Raw genomic sequence first — 17,207 nt, 5'->3', positions numbered from 1 at the left:
TTGTTCAATCCAGTTTTTGATCGTTTGAGAGCATCCTATGCCATAGGTGCGTTGGGCTTCTTTAATACTCAAACTTCCACTCTCAACAGCACGTACAACAGATCTTTTAAACTGAATAGTCGCTGGCCTGTTAAGTCCGTTGGATGGGAATCCTAATTCATTTAGCTCTATCCATCTGCTTAAAGTTCTTGGTTTGATATTATACTGCTTACATGCCAATCGGTGGGGCATTCCCTTGTGAATTTCTTCTAAAACCTGTGCTATAAATCGTTTGTCATAAAAGCCCGTGGTGCTATAACGCCCAATTAATTGTTGTTCCTTGTCGTTTTCTACCATACATTTTAAGTTTAAAGTGTATAGTTTTTTTAGGACGAGGCATAGTTAGCAGGGATAATTGCATAAATACGCATTGGAAGATAATAATTCGCCACTTATAAAGACATATATCAATTCGCCCAGGTTTAGCTAAATTGGAAATGGTAAACTTCCAATTCCCCTTGCCCCTAATCCCCAACAATTTGGCTTGATCCCGTAAATACACTGTTTGAGCTAATTGCGCAATTGAACAGCTTTACAGGCGGGGATAAAGAAAAACAGGACGGCATAAAAGCCGTCCTGTCCAATTGGGTCGGGACAACCGGAAATTTCGAACCTACTAATACAGGATTTAAAGACGGTAAGGGAGAGTTTATACCTCAATAGGAATAACTTAGGATAGTAATAAAATCAAACAAATGGAATGACAAAATGACAACATGAATCAACAAAGATTCTCCCAGTTACCAAAATTTGGTATCTTTATAGAAATCTTGAAACTATGGGAAGAAATACTTCAATCTCATTGGGCGATCATTTTGAAAATTTTGTGGATAGCAAAGTATCTACTGGCAGATTTAAAAATGCCAGTGAAGTAATAAGAGCTGGTCTTCGTTTATTGGAAGAAGAAGAAACTAAAATCGCAGCTCTTCAAAAAGCTATTGATGACGGTTTTGAAAGCGGATTTGTCAAAAATTTTAATCCTAAAAAACATCTCGCAAAGTTAAAATCCGCAAAGAAAAATAATGGCTAAGTACTCTCTTTCTAATAAGGCATTAGAAGACCTTTCTAAAATTTGGGAGTATACTTACGAGGTTTGGTCAGAACTTCAGGCAGAAAAATATTACTATATGCTTTTGGACACGTGCCAGGATTTAGCAGATGGCAATCTTTCAGGAAAATCTTATCCCGAAATTAGCAATGAAATCTTAGGATTTAAGGCAGGGCGACACGTCATATTTTACCGAAAAGCGAAAGTTAGTGGAATTGAAGTTGCAAGAATTCTACATGAGCGAATGGATTTGAAAAACCGAATTCATGAATGAAACAACAGCTAACATAGTGTTTTGCGGCAAGTGTAGTGTACGGAAGAAGCATAGCTTCAGATCGCCTTTCAGCTAATATTCGGCTGATTCTAACACCAACATCATTTTACAAGTTTGAAAACGGGCGATGTATCAAGTGTTTCTGGAACGGAAATACCCTATCCACTATAAAATCTATCAGCGGCTCAGAATCAATGGATTTAAGAAGAAACTACAATAGGTTATGCAAATTTAAAACGGATCCCGTATCTAAACAACCAAGCTACTAGTATTAAGATCAGGGATACAGTAATTCCACTTCGCTTTGACAAAGAATATTACTTACAAAAAGGTATTGAGTTAGAGTTTGAAAACAGAATAACACCATGGGAGCTTTTGCGTGGGCTTATTCCCGAACGATCTAATTTATTTTGGTTGACAAGACAAGAAATAGCTACAAAAATACCACTTGACTTACCTGAGTTTATGACACTTACTAACTGGCATCACCCTGACCTGGCAGCAGATGAAAAGCCAAGTGATACAGAAACGTTCCAACAACTCGCAGATGTAATCGTAACTGGAAATAAAACATTTATAATACAAAAGAAATAAACAATACTCATTGGATAAACTGGCCTAGAGGTGGAAGTCTATAAAAAACGAATAAAAATGGTTCATATGCCCTGATAGTAGCATAAAACAGAGTACTCATATTAGGGTTAGTATAACGGAAAAGGCCCTTTTCATGGATTTCCAATTATAAAGAATAAAATTATTTTTGATATCAAATAAGTTAACAATAATGGATAGTTTATTGCACGAAATATGGGAAGACTCAGAAGGTTTAGCAGGTTTAATCCTGGCCGGTGAAAAAGGTGAAGCCGCAAGAAAGCTATTTGAGGAAGAAGGTAAGAAGCTTGTCCATACCTTTTATGCTTTTTCTCACTTTGAAGCAATGACAATTTATTACGATTATTACGGATGGGGTGAGTATATAACTGTACACGAATATGATAAATTACCTTATAAAGAATGGGGAAATATCAAAAGGCCCCTGGAAATGAGCCGTTCCAATTTGTCTTTTTTCAAGGACAATAGAAATATATGAATCAAAAACACCTTGCCATTTAGTGAAGCTTGCTTGTGGGGCCTAAATGGATTCGAACTTCCTTCAAATCATTCAAATTGAATTCAATCAAGAGTCCGCAGCGTTTAGATAAAGAATTATTCAAATTAAAAACCCCTTCAAATCCAACGATCTGAAGGGGTTCATTTTTGGGTCGGGTGGACTGAACGCTCCCAAAGTTTTTAATTCTTTCAATATCATTTGATTGCGGGTAACCAGGAATATGGTTCACCTGGTGGTTCGCAAGGGGAAGAACTTGTTTGCTTGATAAAAATACCAAATTTGCTACGAATTTATAAAATGTATTAGACCCCTATTGGAGATACCAAAACACTTCTTTATCTTACTATATTCCCAATCACTTAGGTTTCAGAGGTTTCCCCATTTTTTACAACTAAGCCCTGCCTTTCATGAATCATATTATCCGGGAAAAAAGAAAGCTAATATTCAATGGAAGAATAATTACCCCTACTATTATTCGTCAATTAGCCAAACTCTTTGAAGAGGAAAGTTTCAAACCATCAGATGATTTTGAAAAAGTGATCACTACAATCTATTCCATTGACGCAGATGATAATTCATCTTATGAAAGTCAAAGCACACAAATTTTTGAATCAGGGGAAATGATTGAGAAAAAAGTTGTAACGAGAATTAACATGAGGCTTAATACATTTGATAATTCAAAAAATATAGAATTACAACTTTCTGATTCACTAAAAGATGACTCCACTACAAATTTCATTTTGGTAAGCGGAGAAGACACTATTTGGGTCAATGGAATCACAGCGAAATTCAACGAAGTTTTAAATCAATCACAGAAACAAGTAAAAGCAATATCTTTTACAGAATATTGTGCTTTTCTTGCAATAATAATCTTTAACATTATTTATTTCCGTTTATTTTATTCGAGTTTTGAAAAAATGCATAGCGATTTTTATAAATTAATTTTTATAGTAGGCATTCCAATAGTTTCGATGATTGGATTTAGCAATTTGGGAGATTACCTTAAAGGGCTGTGGCCTTCCGTTGAACTCCAAACAGGGCCTGGGTATTTACAAATCCCAATGCTCAAAAGAAAGAAATTGAGTTGGATTTTGAGTGTCATTATAATACCATTATTGTTAGGCTTTATATATGATATATTAAAAAGCTTTTTTCATATTTTCTGATGCCTTAAATTTTTAAGGCACGTCGACAATATGTAGTAATGATGGTCTACAAAAATGGCTACCCCAATAACAATAATATGATTCAAGAGTTAATACTTAAAAAAATTCTCGAAAAGGCTCTTCAAGAAGTGTCTAGATTTTTTAGGGAAAGAAAGTTCGTATTTGATTCTGGGGAAAAAGATTTTGAAAATGCGATTTCCCGTCATACGCAAGAAGTAATTAATTGGTCCTCAGAGATAACTTTTAAGGATTTATCTCAAAATAAGTATACATCAAAAGTTTTCATCGATTTGGATGTTTACTTAATGCCAATAAAAACCAAAATTGAAGCATCAGAAAAAATTCAAAAAATAACTTCTAAAAATTTATTTAGCCATACGCCTAAGCATTTAGCAATTTTGGGACAGCCAGGCGCTGGGAAAACAACCTTAACAAAATTCATTTGCCAGTCTATATTGATAGATGAAAGCTATTATCCTGAAGAATTCAGAATTCCTTTGCTAATTCGACTCCGGGATTTAAATAATTACATTAGTGAAAAATCAGGACGAAGTCCGATAATTAATTTTTTGTTTGATCTCTTAGGTTTAACAATCCGCTCTAAGGATGCGTCTGTTAAGGAAGAGGAGATGTTGCTTGCTAAGGAAAGATTGTTAATTCCAATATTAGAGGAGCTAAAAAGCTTGATCATACTTGATGGATTTGATGAAATTGCAGAAAAAAAGAATCGTGAAAAAGTATTAGAAGATTTCAGAAAACTAACTCTTTCATGCAACAACACAAGATTACTAATTACATCAAGAAGTAGTGATTTTAATTACAGTTTTGAGAATGTAGCAGTGATGGAAATTTGCCCTTTAAATGACAACCAAGTAAAAGAATTTGCACGCCGTTGGTTAGTAGAAGACTACAAGGTTGCAGATTTTCTTGGAGAACTTGAAAAATCGCCATTTGTTGACACAGCTATTCGCCCAATCACTATTGGACATTTATGTGCTATATATGAAAGAAGCGGAAAGATTCCTGACAAGCCTAAAACCGTATATCGAAAAATAGTTAGTCTATTATTAGAAGAATGGGATGAACAGCGGGGTGTCCGTAGAGTTTCACAGTATGGTTCGTTTGAATTAGATCGTAAGCTAGAATTTTTATGTCGACTTTCCTATGAATTGAGTGTAGAATATCAACGTACAAATTTTTCATCTAAAAACCTTAAAACCATTTACAATAGAATTTGTATTGATTTTGACCTCAAGAAAGACGAAAATGTTCAGGTAATTTCTGAAATAGAAGGGCATACAGGTTTAATATTGGAAGCAGGCTATAAAAAGTATGAGTTTGCACATAAATCATTGCAAGAGTACATGTGTGCCGAGCATTTGGTAAAGCTTCCTTCTATCCCAGATTTAAAACTATTAACAACATTACCGAATGAACTTGCAATAGCAGTGACTGTTTCTTCTAATCCAAGCTTATATTTCACCGAACTAGTCTTAAATCATTTTATAAAAATAAAAATAGCTGAATTATTCATTATAAACTTCGTCAATAGATTACTATTGGAAAAACCAGACTTCAACACGTCTCCTGAAGTAAGTCTAGCTATTATTGTACTCTATTCCCTTTTTCGAGACGATGAAGTTGCTCAAGCTACACTTTTTCATTTTGACCTTCCAAAACAATTCGGTCAATTTGTGGATAGGATATTTCTTCGGAATAAAAAATTGTCTATAAATGGGGTTTATGATGTTTTTGCAAAAGATGAAATGGATTCAGGCGAAATTGTTCTGAGGCTTCGAAAGAAAGGAAAAAGAGGAATATTAATCGGAAAGTATGAATCTCCAGAAATTATTCATGTGAAAAAGTCATTTGTTGCAGACTTAGATGATCAATTCGTAGTTTGACTTTAGCACAGGATATATAAAAATTCGACAAAAAAAGGATTTCGAAGTTTTTTTAAATATACTAGAAAAACAATAACATGCGCCTATATAATTTTTGACTAATATAATATAAATTATTTATTTTGTATTTAGCACTTTAGGTATCCCCGTGTATTTTAATCGCCTGTTATCAAAAGCAGGCCTAGTTCCTTCAAGGATATCAACAACCTTTCTTGCAATGATTGGATTTTCAATTGAACCAGAAAGATAAGAAACTACGTAAGATTTTTGTTTATCTATTGTCATCTGAATGATTTGCTCAGCATCGCAAACCACCGCAAGATTAGGATTGTGAGTAATCAAAATAATTTGACGCTTTTGTTTAGCTTTTTTGATAAAATGTACTAAATAATGATAAATACTTTCATTATCTAAATTCTCTTCCGGTTGATCAATAATCAACGGTTTATTGTCAACGTCCAGAAATAAGTAAAAAATCAAAAGAATAGCACCACGTTCGCCAGGAGAAAGCTCTTTCAAGTCTTTTGCACCAAGTTGAAGTTTAAATTGTGGGTCGATGTAGGATAAACCAAAAATAAAGTCATAAAGATCCTCTGTCTTAATATCCCTTTTTAGTTGCTCATCTGCAAATCGAACTTCACTATTAAGCCCAGGTCTTTTGTCCTTCATCAAACTTTCAGCAATATCAATTAAAAATAACTGAGTTTCTTCCCACTGATTAAAACTGTGAATTGCGATGATTTGAGATAATACTTCTAGCCCCTCTATGGATCCTTGATATGTTCCTCGGCTTTTCTGATTAATAAAGTTTAAAAACCTATCAGAAAATCCTTTTACAACCAATGATGCGCTTACTTTTATATTATATTCATCAACAAATGATGATTCTTGACGGAGAAACTGTGTTACAGGTTGATAAAGTTCAGTGTAATTGTTTAGCTGTTGCTTTTTTAATTCGAAAACTTGTTGAGAAATATTTAAACGTAGTTCATATTGCAAATCAAGCTCGGGAATTAATTCTTCATCCAAATATTTCAGTTCTTTTTGGAAATAAGCAAGAGATCCACTTAATTCACTGGTCCCAATCAAATCTCTCCTCCTGCTTTGCCAATCTTCAACAGATTGGAGATATTCCTGATATGCCTTTTGCGATTGATCAAGAAGTTCTTTCATTTCTGTTATATTCAACTCCAAGGTGCCAATTTGGAAGTTTATTCCAGGAAATTCTTCTTTTCCATCAATAGCAGTATTTATAGTGTCATTACGATCATTTATCATTTTTATCTTTCCAGTAATCTGTTCAATGTCCAATTGATAATTAAAAACAGTTGTTATATCAATCCCATATGTAGCTAAAGTAGGCCTCCGATCTTCCAATATTTTATTAATAAACTTTTCCACTTGTTCGAATTCCTGAGCTACGGCGCTTAGTTCATTAAGCGATATATTGTTGCTCGCAATTTCATCATTTAATACTCTTCGGTGTTCATGCAGCCTTTGGAGACTTAATCTTTGTTCCTCTATTTTAGTTAGAATCTGTTTATTTGCATGAACTTTCTCACCATCTTCTTCTGGCTTAGGTTGATCAATGGGTTTTAGATTATCATGATGTTGTATTTCCCTTTCTTTATTTGCAATTTCCTGCAAAACTTGATTTCGATAAGATGGCTTTTGCTTAAGTTCAAGTCGTGAAATATTTTTATTAACTTTTGTCAGTTCAGACAAGGCCTGAGAAATTCCAGATAATATTGACTTTTCCTTTTCAGCAATTAAATCGTCTAGCAATCTTTGATCAAGCCGCTGGTTAACTGGGATGTGAGCGAAAATAATTTGCTTCAACTCCTCCTCAAATTCCTTTTGTTCTTCATTTACACAGAGTTTTTCCAAATAATTCTGTGGAATATATTTTGCCTTTTCTTCATTAATATTATTCGTTTCAGCGCTCAAGCTTATGGGGCCTGACTTGCTGCCATCTTGCCAGGTTAGTGTTGCATGAAAATCCCTTGCTTTATTTTGCTTTTGATTTTTAAACTTATTCTTGTGTAGAAATGATAAATCCGCCGGCTGGACATAAGAGTTTGCACACAAACCAATTATATCTGCAAGGGCACTTTTGCCATTCCCTTTTTTTCCAATAATTGCAATCAATCCAGCATTCAGCGGCAGTTCAAAGTTTTCAAACCATACTTCATTTGTCTTTGCACCAATATCCTTAATTATTTCAAGTTTCGAAAGAAACTTATGCGGATAAGTCTTCCTTCTTATTAGCAATTCAGGTTCTTTGCCTATAAATACTCTATCTGGCTCCCAAACAATTTGCTTTAAACCATTAAATGTTTTGTCGGCTTTTATCCAACAAAACTTCTCAATTGGTTGTGAACGCTCGTTTTTAAGTCTACCGAAAGGATAGTTGGGCTCATGTGAATCGGAACCTTTTATACAAGGAATAGGTGCATCCATAAATTTGGCATAGTCCTCCCTTCGAAACTTAGGATCCTGCCATTTAAAGAATTTAATCTGCTTTTCGCTTGAACTTCCCATTATATGGGCCGCCTTAATTAAATGCAGTTTAAAGAAGTTGTCGTTCGGATCTATATCGTCTATACCACCGTACTCGTCATAGGGAAGCCAAATAAGACAATAATTTTCTAAACAATCGTCGCCCTTGTGACATTCTTTCATACTTTTTAATAGATTACTAAAATCGATTGTGACCTTATCACGTTCATTGGGACTGACACTACCCAGTAAAGCGGAACGGCCGGCTTCATTATAACAGTCAATAGAATTTATCCAAGTCTCAATGGTTTGAAACCACTCAGGGTCGTTTGAAAAAATCAAATGAAAATTGATTTTTGGACCACCGTCTTTAGCCGATTCCGATTTCCTATTAGCAATAGCATTATGCATTCTTAGTTCAATTACTGGAAAAATTACTTTTCCAGGTACACCTCCTAATTTAATTATTTCCCTGTATCCTTCTAACGTGGAATAATCATTAATCCCGATCACTGAAGCTTCGGACTTCGAAAGATTATCAATAAGAAGTTTATAATCGCTTCCGCCATATGAAGCCGGGGTGTGAACATGCAAATCCCAAATGCTCCATTCAGAACCAGATTTATTATTATTCATGAATCCTTTTTACGCCTTGATGTTATTTGTACACATTCCTATTTATTGGGAAGCCTCGCCACATTATTACAATGGCCTTTTAAGATAGACGGGACTGCTATGTTGGAGTATTTCGGCTCAAATTTATAACAAGACTATCAAATTAACAGCAATATGATTATAATGAAACACTGCCTTAGATCAAATTTGACTTCAATCAATGTTACACTTCTCTCACAACTTTCTTAAGAATATAGACTATATGGATTAGCATGCCTCATTCCTATAAAAAATGAAATAAAGTGGTCATGACTGCTAGAAAACGTTACGTATATCGCCTTGCTGGCATAATTGTGCACAATTATACATCTTGCTGCGAACGTCCACCAGTTCGCAGGCGACTAAATGATCGGTCAAGAATCATCGAATTGAAGGGTAAATTTATGTCTACAGAAAATAGTTGTATACAACTATACATCTTGCTGCGCACATCCTGGTGCGCTCAGGCGCCTAAGTGATCGGTCAGGAATAAGTAAAAGGCGAGGCTATATATTCAGCTCCCTGGCAGTTTAAAAGCGAATAGCCTAGGTGTTTTCTTTCTTTTCACCAGCATCAATTAGATTGCGCTCAATTTATCTTGGGACTTCCTGGTCACGGATTTCTTATTGCCGATCGAAAGTTTAATTAGCTCATTGGGCTGAATACTGTTGACTTTAATAGCCAAAAGCATCCTATTATCCATTGCCGATGAAAAAAGATTTTTCAAACAATCGATTTCAGTTTTTACTAACTGCCGGCTGGACTGTTGTATACTGTCATAAAGAGTCCATGATTCTGAGAACTTGCATATATAATACATATTCTGATTTTTAATTGCCAATATTTAATCTTAAATTTTTTCCGGGAATTCTTTTCTGCGACTCCATGACCTTTTCAATGTCTTCCAATTTGTAATAAATAATTCCTCCGACTTTGGTATAAGGCAGGGTGCCATTTGCCCTTAAATTCTGAAGTGTGCCAGTGGAAATATTCATTATCTTTTTTACTTCATTTGATTTCAACCATTTCTTGACGGGCTGCTTATTTGCATCAGATAAAATATTTTTTATTGAAAGAAGTAACTCCTTTTTGAAAGCCTGTAAGTCAGAAATGGTAACCAATTGATCAAGTGTGACAAATCTTGGTTTTCCTATATCCCCAACACTGTCCATATGAAATTTGTTTAGTAGTACAAACTTCCGTTGAATTGAAGTGAAGATATGGGAGTCGAAGTCGAGCCTCGGAATATTATTTTGTAAGATTTTTATTGAAACGATAGGAGAGTTCCACTAGCAGATAAAGTTCCGAAACATATTATTGGAACATGGTTATAATCAGATCCAATGTCCTTTTCTTGACTGCTTATGTGGGTAGCATGCCATTTCACCATATTCAAGGCGAAAATGGTCGCTCACTTTACCTATGATATAATCCGGGAGATATTTAATTTCTGTCTTCAATGCATTAAGAATCGTATCTTCTCCATAAAACCTTATAAGCTCTTTCCATTCTTCATGATTACCTCGTTCAAGAACCCTGGTAATGACACTTCGATAGCCTTTTGCCAATCAATGGCATCATGGTCCCAATCCCAGAAAAGAAATCTTGGAAGATTTGGCTTTTGGCTTTCTGAATTGCCTTCATTATGTTTTATAATTCCCATAAGATTTTAAATATTTCGGAGCGACAATCAATAAATAGGAGGCTTTTCAATTGTTTCCATTAGGCATTAGCTATATTATTCAACAATTCATATAACTTATCAAATCGCTCCGCCATTGCGTGGTATTTTCCCGTCCATCCATTCGCCATTGAATGTTCCTGAAAAGTGCCTGTAGGGGCAAAATGAAAATTTATTTCTTCAAGAATTTGTTTATGGTTTTGTTGTAAATGGTATATACATCTGTCTATCTCATTACGCAATTCAACAGGAGTTTCATAAGACGTCCAGATTAAATCTGAACCATCAGTAATTTTTTCTTTAACGCTGGCAAGTATAGAAATTAGCTCATTAATTAAACCCTCAATAAATTCATGGCTTACGTTCATATCGATTACAGTTTTCGCTTATTCCCACATCCAGCGCAAAAACTAGCCTTAGACGTTCTATAGGGCTTGCCACATTTCTCACAAGGTGGACCATATGTCTCCACAATATGATGCATTATTACATTTGGATGCGATTCCTCTACACCGGTTATTTCTTTATAATAGTCTATTAATGCCTTGAATCTGCTTTTGAATGAGCTCCCCCCATCAGGGTTGCTAAATCCTTCGCTAAGTAATTCATAAGCCTTTTTAGCTTCATCACCCTCTAACATTGGAACATCCATTCTACATCGCCAACACCAAAGAATTTTCATGTTTCATTAATTTAAGCTTTGCTGCCAAAAGAAACCAAGCCTATTGTTTTCTATAAATCTTAAGCCTGGCACCAATTTCCGGCTTTTCTTCATGCCCAACCGGCTGAATCAAATACTGAAAGATATTCTCACTTTCTTCCTTTTTTGTTTTTTCGTAGGTTTCGACACTTCCAGTAACAAACAGGTATTTTTTTAAAGTCCATTGTTTTTTGGAACTGTCTTCCAAAATATACTCTTCTTCATATTTCCCCGGATAACATTTCAAAAAGGCAATCATCTTTCCCAGAGAAACAAGGTTGAAAGAAGCTATCACATCCACATAATCGTCCCAAAGTTCATGAATATTGTTCACTTTGATTTTTTCTTTATCATCTACATTTTTTAAAGCAAACATGCAAAGATCATATCTGAGATTCCCATCCTTGTCAGTAGCTCGTGGCGGATGCAACCACCTTACCGGAAATTCGCCTAAATATGAATTCTCGGATATATGGTAATTTATATCCGTTGTAAGATATTTACAAAAGACATGCACTTCTTTTTTTGTAGTATGAACAAACTCCACCTGAAACTTGGCAATCATGATAAATAATTAATCAAGCCATAAAAAAGCCACTCATCACTATGTGGCTTCAAAAGTAAATAAAATCGTTTACTGGTACTATTCCTTTAAATCTTTAAGATTATTCCTCCCCGCATCACCCAGCTTATTCTGCAACAACCCCATATCCATCCCAATCTTTAAATTGGTTACCCTGGCATAGATCATCGTGGTACTTAGCTTCGTATGCCCCAACATCTTGCTGATAGTTTCAATCGGTACTCCGTTCATTAATGTAACGGTAGTAGCAAAAGTGTGGCGTGCTAAGTGAAAAGAAAGATTCTTCCGGATTCCGCAGATCTCGCCTATTACTTTCAGGCTGCGGTTCATTTCCTGGTTAGTTACCCGAGGGAATAGCATTTCATGTTGTGATGGTTCTGAGCAATGACTGTATTTTTCCAGCACCGTCAGGGCAGGGGTTAAAAGCGGTACATTTACGCCAATGTCTGATTTTGTGCGGGATGTTTTGATCCATTTCATTCCATCCACAGAACTGATTATATTGGCCGGTTGCAGCGCCATCAGATCAACATAGGCAAGGCCGGTATAACAACTAAATACAAATAAGTCCCGCACTTTTTGAAGTATGGCGTTTTCCAGGTCTTGCGTTTCGATTGCTGCCAATTCCAGTTCTGTCAAGAAATCTCGCTCTTTCCGTTTGAATTTTAACTGAAAGGCGGTAAAGGGATTTTTATCTATCCATTCATTTTTTACAGCCCAGTTCACAATTTTCTTTAACCGCTCCAAATGCTTCATGGTGCCATTATTGGTACAGGGATCGGATTCTTTCATCGGTTGCGTACGGATGAAAAATTCAAAGTTGGTAATAAATTCATAGGCTAGATCTTTCAGGAGTATATCGGCCGTTTTTAACTGCTTCGAAAGAAAAAGCTTTAGATACCTTTCAGTGGTTAAATAGTTCTTCATGCTGCCTTTCTTCAGCACCTGTTCCATCATGGTGTTATGCTGGCTGACTACCCACAGCAGGGAACGATCAACCTTTTTCTCTTTTATAATACCACCATAGGCATCTTTGACGGCGGCAGCGGTCAATCGTTCACCTTTCATTTGAAGCTCCCGGTAATGCCGGGCTAATTTTCCGCGAACTTCTTCTAAATAACTGTTGAATTGTTTTAGTGATTTGTTTTTAGGCGCAGCCATTCCTTTGCCGACATTCCAATCAGCAGGGGAGAGGTATTCTTTCAAGGCTAATTCGCAACGGCTGCCGTTAACGGTGATTCGTGCGTAAACTGCAGATTTACCATCTTGCTGTCTGTTCGAGCGTAATACGAAGTGAACTCCAAATGTTCCTGAACTGGTCATACAACATGATTTTTTGTTTTATGAATAGTTCCTCCACCAGAGTTTGCGAACACAACAATGAATACAATCCGCTACCTGTCTGCATTTCGCCGCCATCCGGTGAACAGGTGAACATAAATTTAATTTTAGAAGGTTGTTCACCGGATAGTTCACATGACAGTTGTTATGTTTTGCATCAAATTGATATCAAAAAATGAAAAAAGGCTTATAAAACATGCGTTTTATAAGCCTTTGGGATTTTCTGTCATCCTTTATGTCGGGTGGACTGGATTCGAACCAGCGACCCCTTGCACCCCATACAAGTGCGCTACCGGGCTGCGCCACCACCCGAAAATTTTTCATCTTCCAACAGAACTTACTGGTTTTGAATGGGGTTTTAAAACCAATAGGTCTGCCTTTGGGGGTGCAAATCTAGCTTAAAAAATTGATTTCCTGAAAAATGGATTATAAAATGACGAAATTTTTGTTTGCATTGCCACCTTTCTCCCGCATTTTTGAGGCCCACAGGCAACGCCGCTATTCCCAGGCAATACTAAGCGGAGTTGAAGGAACCACAAACTACAAACCACAAACTACAAACCACAAACCACAAACAATATAAACATCGACGCACCCGGCAGGAACTGAATACAACACCCGACCAGCTTTCTCAATACGGTTATAAATATTACAACGACCTGGAGAATTACGCCAAACGCAACACCTTCCTGCAACAGCATAACGGATTACCTCAATGGCTAACAGGCGTAACTACTCCTGTTGCCAGATCGTACACAGCTCCGTAAATGCTGATATCGCTTAAATGAAGCGTTGCCGGTAAAAGGCTCTTGTCGTTCCTGATCTCTTCAATAGAAAGTTCTACATTTTGCACCACCGTATTATGGACCTTATTGCCTGGTTTATTTTCCGCCAGGCGATAAGCGGGCGTTATTGACTTTTCAAGGTCCATAATATGGTTGTTGGTATTCAGGTGATTGACAGTGGCAGTAACCGCTCCGCAGCTTTCATGCCCCAGCACAATGATGGTGGTTACACCCAGGTGTTCAATGGCATATTCAATGCTGCCCAATACATCATTGTCTACCACATTGCCGGCGTTACGAATAACAAACAGATCGCCCAGGCCCTGATCAAATACTATTTCGGGCGACACCCGTGAATCGGAACAGGTAAGAACAATTGCTTTAGGATGCTGGGTTGAGGATAGTTTGTGCATATACAGCGTGTCCTGATGTGGATGCAGCGGGTGGTTCCTGGCAAACCTTTTATTACCTAACATAAGATCGTTGTAAATACTGCTGCCAGGGGTATTGCTTACTTTCATTTTAGCATATGCAACATCTTTTGATGCCTGCGATTGGGCAAAGGATGCGGCTGCAATTTGTATAGCCATTGCTGCCAGGAATAGTTTTTTCATGTATTCCGTTTTAAGTGAAGGATCGTTTAAGTTGCCAGAAGGATTAACGGTGTAAAGATAGCCCGGGCAATAAAAAAAGGCCACCTGTTGGCCTTGCGTTAACGAATGAGTAACGAAAATCAGCGGGGTATTATGTAACAAAAAAAGAGAAAACCCTACGTTATTTACGGCCGGCGCCGTCAGCTATATACTTAATTTTGAACAATTTACTTTCACCTCGATCATTATCTGAAATGAGATGACAGAGCAGTTCATTTCCATTGACCGATTCCACGCAGATGCCTTCGATCTTTTCATTTTGAAACTCCTTATTTATGGGCGGAAGGCTATGCATTTCATCCAGCTTCAATTCGGGCTGGTGAATTTTTTCAGCAATATTATATATGCACCCAACATAACTATCGCCAATGGCGCCATCATCGTAAGCATTCGTAGTAGCTTCACTGGATAAAGTAAGCAATAACATATTTTTTGCTTCCACGTAACACAATTCAGATACGCCGGCAAAATGCTTTGTGTTAACAGGCAAAACAAGCCGGGCCGTAGAAAAGGACATCTCCCCCAGGGTTGACAAAGAATCTGCTTTGGTAATTATAAGATGATTATGCGGTTTCGAAATATTTCCCCGGTTACTTAAAACAAGCTGATCGCCGATCACGGTTGCACCTTCTATATTAACCTCTTCAATTCCCATTGATCGTAATTGTTTGAAGAATGCATTGGAATAAAGGTCACACAATAATGATTGATTGATATCCGGTACTGAATTGATAATAGGGATGGAGATAACTTTTTTCCTGTTCTCCAATGAAGCAGAACCTAACACCAACAAATAGGTTACGCCTTTCAGTGTAATGAACGTAGACGTTTCCAGGTCGGCTTTCTGGTTTTTGGGTATTCGCTTTACGGGATAATCAAAAAGACGAATGGTATCTATCCTTTTGTAATTGGTATCCAGTATAAGCAGATTGTTCGCGTCATCACCAACGAGGTACAACTTATCCTGGTAATAATTTATGGAAGATCCAGAAGGAAAATCTGCCAACAGGGATGATCTTAATAATTCTATTACAGGTTTCAACTTGTTGAAATTTGGCCACTAATGTAATTAAAATCCCTGCTGCTTTTGTCAGCGGGGAATTTTTTACTCCTGCAGCCAACTCATATCTGCCCTGTAAATAAGCGTCTCAGCAGTTATTGAAGTGATGGTTTTTATTTTAAGCGCTGTTTCTATTGCTGATAATTCTTCCTGCAGGTTTTCCACCTTGCTGAATTCCTGAAAGGAGTTTAAACCTATTATTACCAGCAACTGGTTCAGGCTACCGCCATCAACCATTTTGAACGTTAATAAGGTTTTTACACCACCGGGTTGATAACTGGTCTTCCACCTTTCTATCACTTTCTTACCGGCTTCCGGATCAGTTACGTTTATCGTTACAAAACGAAGATATTTTGATCGCAAGCCATTGCTGTCGCCGATACTAAGGCTGGGAAGCTGGATCATTTTATAGCCACCTTCAAAAATTCCAAAAGGATGCGTGTGTAAATTATTGTCAGCTCCATCTTCAGCAGGCTTCACCGGATTATCAAAGTCGCTCCACGCATGATTGAAAGTAGCGTCAACAAACAAACCATACCTTGGTCCGGATATAATATACCAGCCATACCAACTCCATTTGTCACCATTGTCTTTATGCCATTTGAGATGTTGCTTATACCCGTTTTCAAAACGCTGCGCCTCCCCTGCCCTGGGTTTCCAGTATGAAAAATGGGCTACATGATGCTGCGCTATTACTTCACCCGAAATAAATAGCAGCATGACTACAATTAACTTCATCTGTTCGTTTTTGCAAAACTACTTTCACCAGACAAAGGAAAATTGTAAAAAAATGAACTTGCTACAATTCCGAGAAATAATTATTTATGTGGTTGGAATCGTTGAAATACTTTCTGGGCGATTGATTGGCCACTTTCTGAAATAACTTTATCAGGTGCGACTGATCGAAAAAGTTAGCTTCATAACAGCATTCCGTCAGGTTCCTGTGCGGATGATTTTTCCGGTAACTGATGAAATGATTCAGCTTAATAATATTACAAAAAGGCTTTGGGTTTATACCTACGGCTTGCTTGAAAATGGTATCGAAATACCTTGGAGAAACGCCTGTTGATTTTATTAACGGGTCAATGATAATATCCCCTTTGTTTTTAAGTATTTGTCCTACGGAATAGTTGATGTATTGGAATTTGTTGGCAGACAGGTCAGTTCTTTTGTATTGCTGTAGTAATGCCTTTTCAAAATTTGTAAATGTGTCCTGCGCATCTTCCGAAATACAATGTCGTAACTCTTTTGCCGCACTTATTTCCTGTAGTGGCAGGATGTTATTGGTTATGATGTCGGCGGGAAAATCGAATAAAAAGCTCAACGTATGCGGATAGAACCTGATGCCGTATAAAACGGAATTGTTTTTTAATTCGAGGGAATAACTAGTAAGCGTTTGCCCTGCAAAAAAAGAGTCAGGTTCTTTTATCCAGCCGGTAGTGCTATTGCCTCGTTTGGCGTTATCCACGGCAAGATGAAAAATAATTTCATGATGGCCATCCGGTAAAATATTCTCGGTATAACTCTCATCTGTTAAACCTGCCACTTTGATACACCAAAATGATTTTACAATTTGGGATAGGCTTGCTGGTATGTAAGTTTCGAGTGTTACCATAATAATTTATTAAAATTACAATATGAAACAGTAAACATTGCACGAAATAAATAGTTTATTTACCTTGCGACCCACAAATTAAACCGAATCATAT

Annotated in this window: 18 protein-coding genes and 1 tRNA gene; 7 read left to right on the top strand and 12 right to left on the bottom strand. The window is 36.8% G+C overall.

Translation table 11 applies throughout. The annotated features are described in order from the left end of the window. Window positions 1–336: helix-turn-helix domain-containing protein (locus tag FAM09_RS27555; protein ID WP_208025668.1), on the bottom strand; the 336-nt coding region annotated here is incomplete at its 3' end. A gap of 481 nt (window positions 337–817) precedes the next feature. Here FAM09_RS27555 and FAM09_RS27550 point away from each other — a divergent pair. The 6 genes from FAM09_RS27550 to FAM09_RS27525 all read left to right on the top strand — a co-directional run bounded on the left by FAM09_RS27550 (window position 818) and on the right by FAM09_RS27525 (window position 5,542). Beyond that, a complete protein-coding gene (locus tag FAM09_RS27550) occupies window positions 818–1,069 on the top strand; it encodes a type II toxin-antitoxin system ParD family antitoxin (RefSeq protein ID WP_136580391.1) in 252 nt (83 codons plus the stop codon). After that, on the top strand, window positions 1,062–1,361 hold the full coding sequence (locus tag FAM09_RS27545) for a type II toxin-antitoxin system RelE/ParE family toxin (RefSeq protein ID WP_136580390.1): 300 nt from the start codon (window positions 1,062–1,064) through the stop codon (window positions 1,359–1,361). The genes FAM09_RS27550 and FAM09_RS27545 overlap by 8 nt, the downstream gene beginning before the upstream one ends. 216 nt (window positions 1,362–1,577) lie before the next feature. Further along, window positions 1,578–1,955, top strand: coding sequence for a DUF7003 family protein (locus tag FAM09_RS31635; protein WP_394347842.1), 378 nt, complete (start codon window positions 1,578–1,580; stop codon window positions 1,953–1,955). A 190-nt stretch (window positions 1,956–2,145) separates the two neighbouring features. Next, window positions 2,146–2,451 (top strand): hypothetical protein, encoded by a 306-nt coding sequence (locus FAM09_RS27535; RefSeq protein WP_208025667.1) that lies wholly within the window; start codon window positions 2,146–2,148, stop codon window positions 2,449–2,451. 428 nt (window positions 2,452–2,879) lie between these two features. Then, entirely contained in the window at window positions 2,880–3,638 is a 759-nt protein-coding gene (locus FAM09_RS27530; protein ID WP_136580388.1) for a hypothetical protein, read from the top strand. A gap of 77 nt (window positions 3,639–3,715) precedes the next feature. Further along, entirely contained in the window at window positions 3,716–5,542 is a 1,827-nt protein-coding gene (locus FAM09_RS27525) for an NACHT domain-containing protein (protein ID WP_166437284.1), read from the top strand. 117 nt (window positions 5,543–5,659) lie between these two features. Here the strand turns inward: FAM09_RS27525 and FAM09_RS27520 are convergent, their stop codons facing one another. The 7 genes from FAM09_RS27520 to FAM09_RS27490 all read right to left on the bottom strand — a co-directional run bounded on the left by FAM09_RS27520 (window position 5,660) and on the right by FAM09_RS27490 (window position 13,312). Next, on the bottom strand, window positions 5,660–8,677 hold the full coding sequence (locus FAM09_RS27520; RefSeq protein ID WP_136580386.1) for a TrlF family AAA-like ATPase: 3,018 nt from the start codon (window positions 8,675–8,677) through the stop codon (window positions 5,660–5,662). Window positions 8,678–9,525: 848 nt separating this feature from the next. Next, the gene (locus tag FAM09_RS27515; RefSeq protein ID WP_136580385.1) at window positions 9,526–9,867 is read right to left on the bottom strand and encodes a helix-turn-helix domain-containing protein; all 342 of its coding nucleotides are present in this window, start codon (window positions 9,865–9,867) and stop codon (window positions 9,526–9,528) included. Between the two features lie 162 nt (window positions 9,868–10,029). Beyond that, complete coding sequence (locus FAM09_RS31630; RefSeq protein ID WP_394347841.1) at window positions 10,030–10,263, bottom strand: DUF6922 domain-containing protein; 234 nt, start codon at window positions 10,261–10,263, stop codon at window positions 10,030–10,032. Between the two features lie 154 nt (window positions 10,264–10,417). Then, window positions 10,418–10,744 carry a hypothetical protein gene (locus tag FAM09_RS27510; RefSeq protein WP_136580384.1) on the bottom strand — a complete coding sequence of 109 codons (327 nt, stop codon included), beginning with the start codon at window positions 10,742–10,744 and terminating at the stop codon, window positions 10,418–10,420. A 354-nt stretch (window positions 10,745–11,098) separates the two neighbouring features. Next, window positions 11,099–11,641: a hypothetical protein gene (locus tag FAM09_RS27500; protein ID WP_136580382.1), complete on the bottom strand. Its 543-nt coding sequence runs from the start codon at window positions 11,639–11,641 to the stop codon at window positions 11,099–11,101. A gap of 78 nt (window positions 11,642–11,719) precedes the next feature. Beyond that, window positions 11,720–12,982, bottom strand: coding sequence for a site-specific integrase (locus FAM09_RS27495; protein ID WP_136580381.1), 1,263 nt, complete (start codon window positions 12,980–12,982; stop codon window positions 11,720–11,722). A gap of 256 nt (window positions 12,983–13,238) precedes the next feature. Next, window positions 13,239–13,312, bottom strand: a tRNA-Pro gene (locus FAM09_RS27490). A 212-nt stretch (window positions 13,313–13,524) separates the two neighbouring features. On the opposite strand from FAM09_RS27490, the gene FAM09_RS27485 reads away from it, so the two are divergent. Beyond that, complete coding sequence (locus tag FAM09_RS27485) at window positions 13,525–13,767, top strand: hypothetical protein (protein ID WP_136580380.1); 243 nt, start codon at window positions 13,525–13,527, stop codon at window positions 13,765–13,767. Here the strand turns inward: FAM09_RS27485 and FAM09_RS27480 are convergent. The 4 genes from FAM09_RS27480 to FAM09_RS27465 form a co-directional block, all read right to left on the bottom strand. Further along, complete coding sequence (locus FAM09_RS27480) at window positions 13,713–14,399, bottom strand: carbonic anhydrase (RefSeq protein WP_136580379.1); 687 nt, start codon at window positions 14,397–14,399, stop codon at window positions 13,713–13,715. The genes FAM09_RS27485 and FAM09_RS27480 overlap by 55 nt on opposite strands. A 160-nt stretch (window positions 14,400–14,559) precedes the next feature. Beyond that, window positions 14,560–15,480 (bottom strand): DUF6929 family protein, encoded by a 921-nt coding sequence (locus FAM09_RS27475; RefSeq protein WP_136580378.1) that lies wholly within the window; start codon window positions 15,478–15,480, stop codon window positions 14,560–14,562. Window positions 15,481–15,543: 63 nt separating this feature from the next. Further along, window positions 15,544–16,236 carry a hypothetical protein gene (locus tag FAM09_RS27470; RefSeq protein ID WP_136580377.1) on the bottom strand — a complete coding sequence of 231 codons (693 nt, stop codon included), beginning with the start codon at window positions 16,234–16,236 and terminating at the stop codon, window positions 15,544–15,546. 61 nt (window positions 16,237–16,297) lie between these two features. Beyond that, window positions 16,298–17,113 carry a helix-turn-helix domain-containing protein gene (locus FAM09_RS27465; RefSeq protein ID WP_136580376.1) on the bottom strand — a complete coding sequence of 272 codons (816 nt, stop codon included), beginning with the start codon at window positions 17,111–17,113 and terminating at the stop codon, window positions 16,298–16,300. Between the last annotated feature and the right edge of the window lie 94 nt (window positions 17,114–17,207).

This window comes from Niastella caeni, from assembly GCF_004834005.1.
GTDB lineage: Bacteria > Bacteroidota > Bacteroidia > Chitinophagales > Chitinophagaceae > Niastella > Niastella caeni.
The sequence above is the reverse complement of the archived record's forward strand: the minus strand, read 5'-3'. Positions and strand labels throughout refer to the sequence as shown.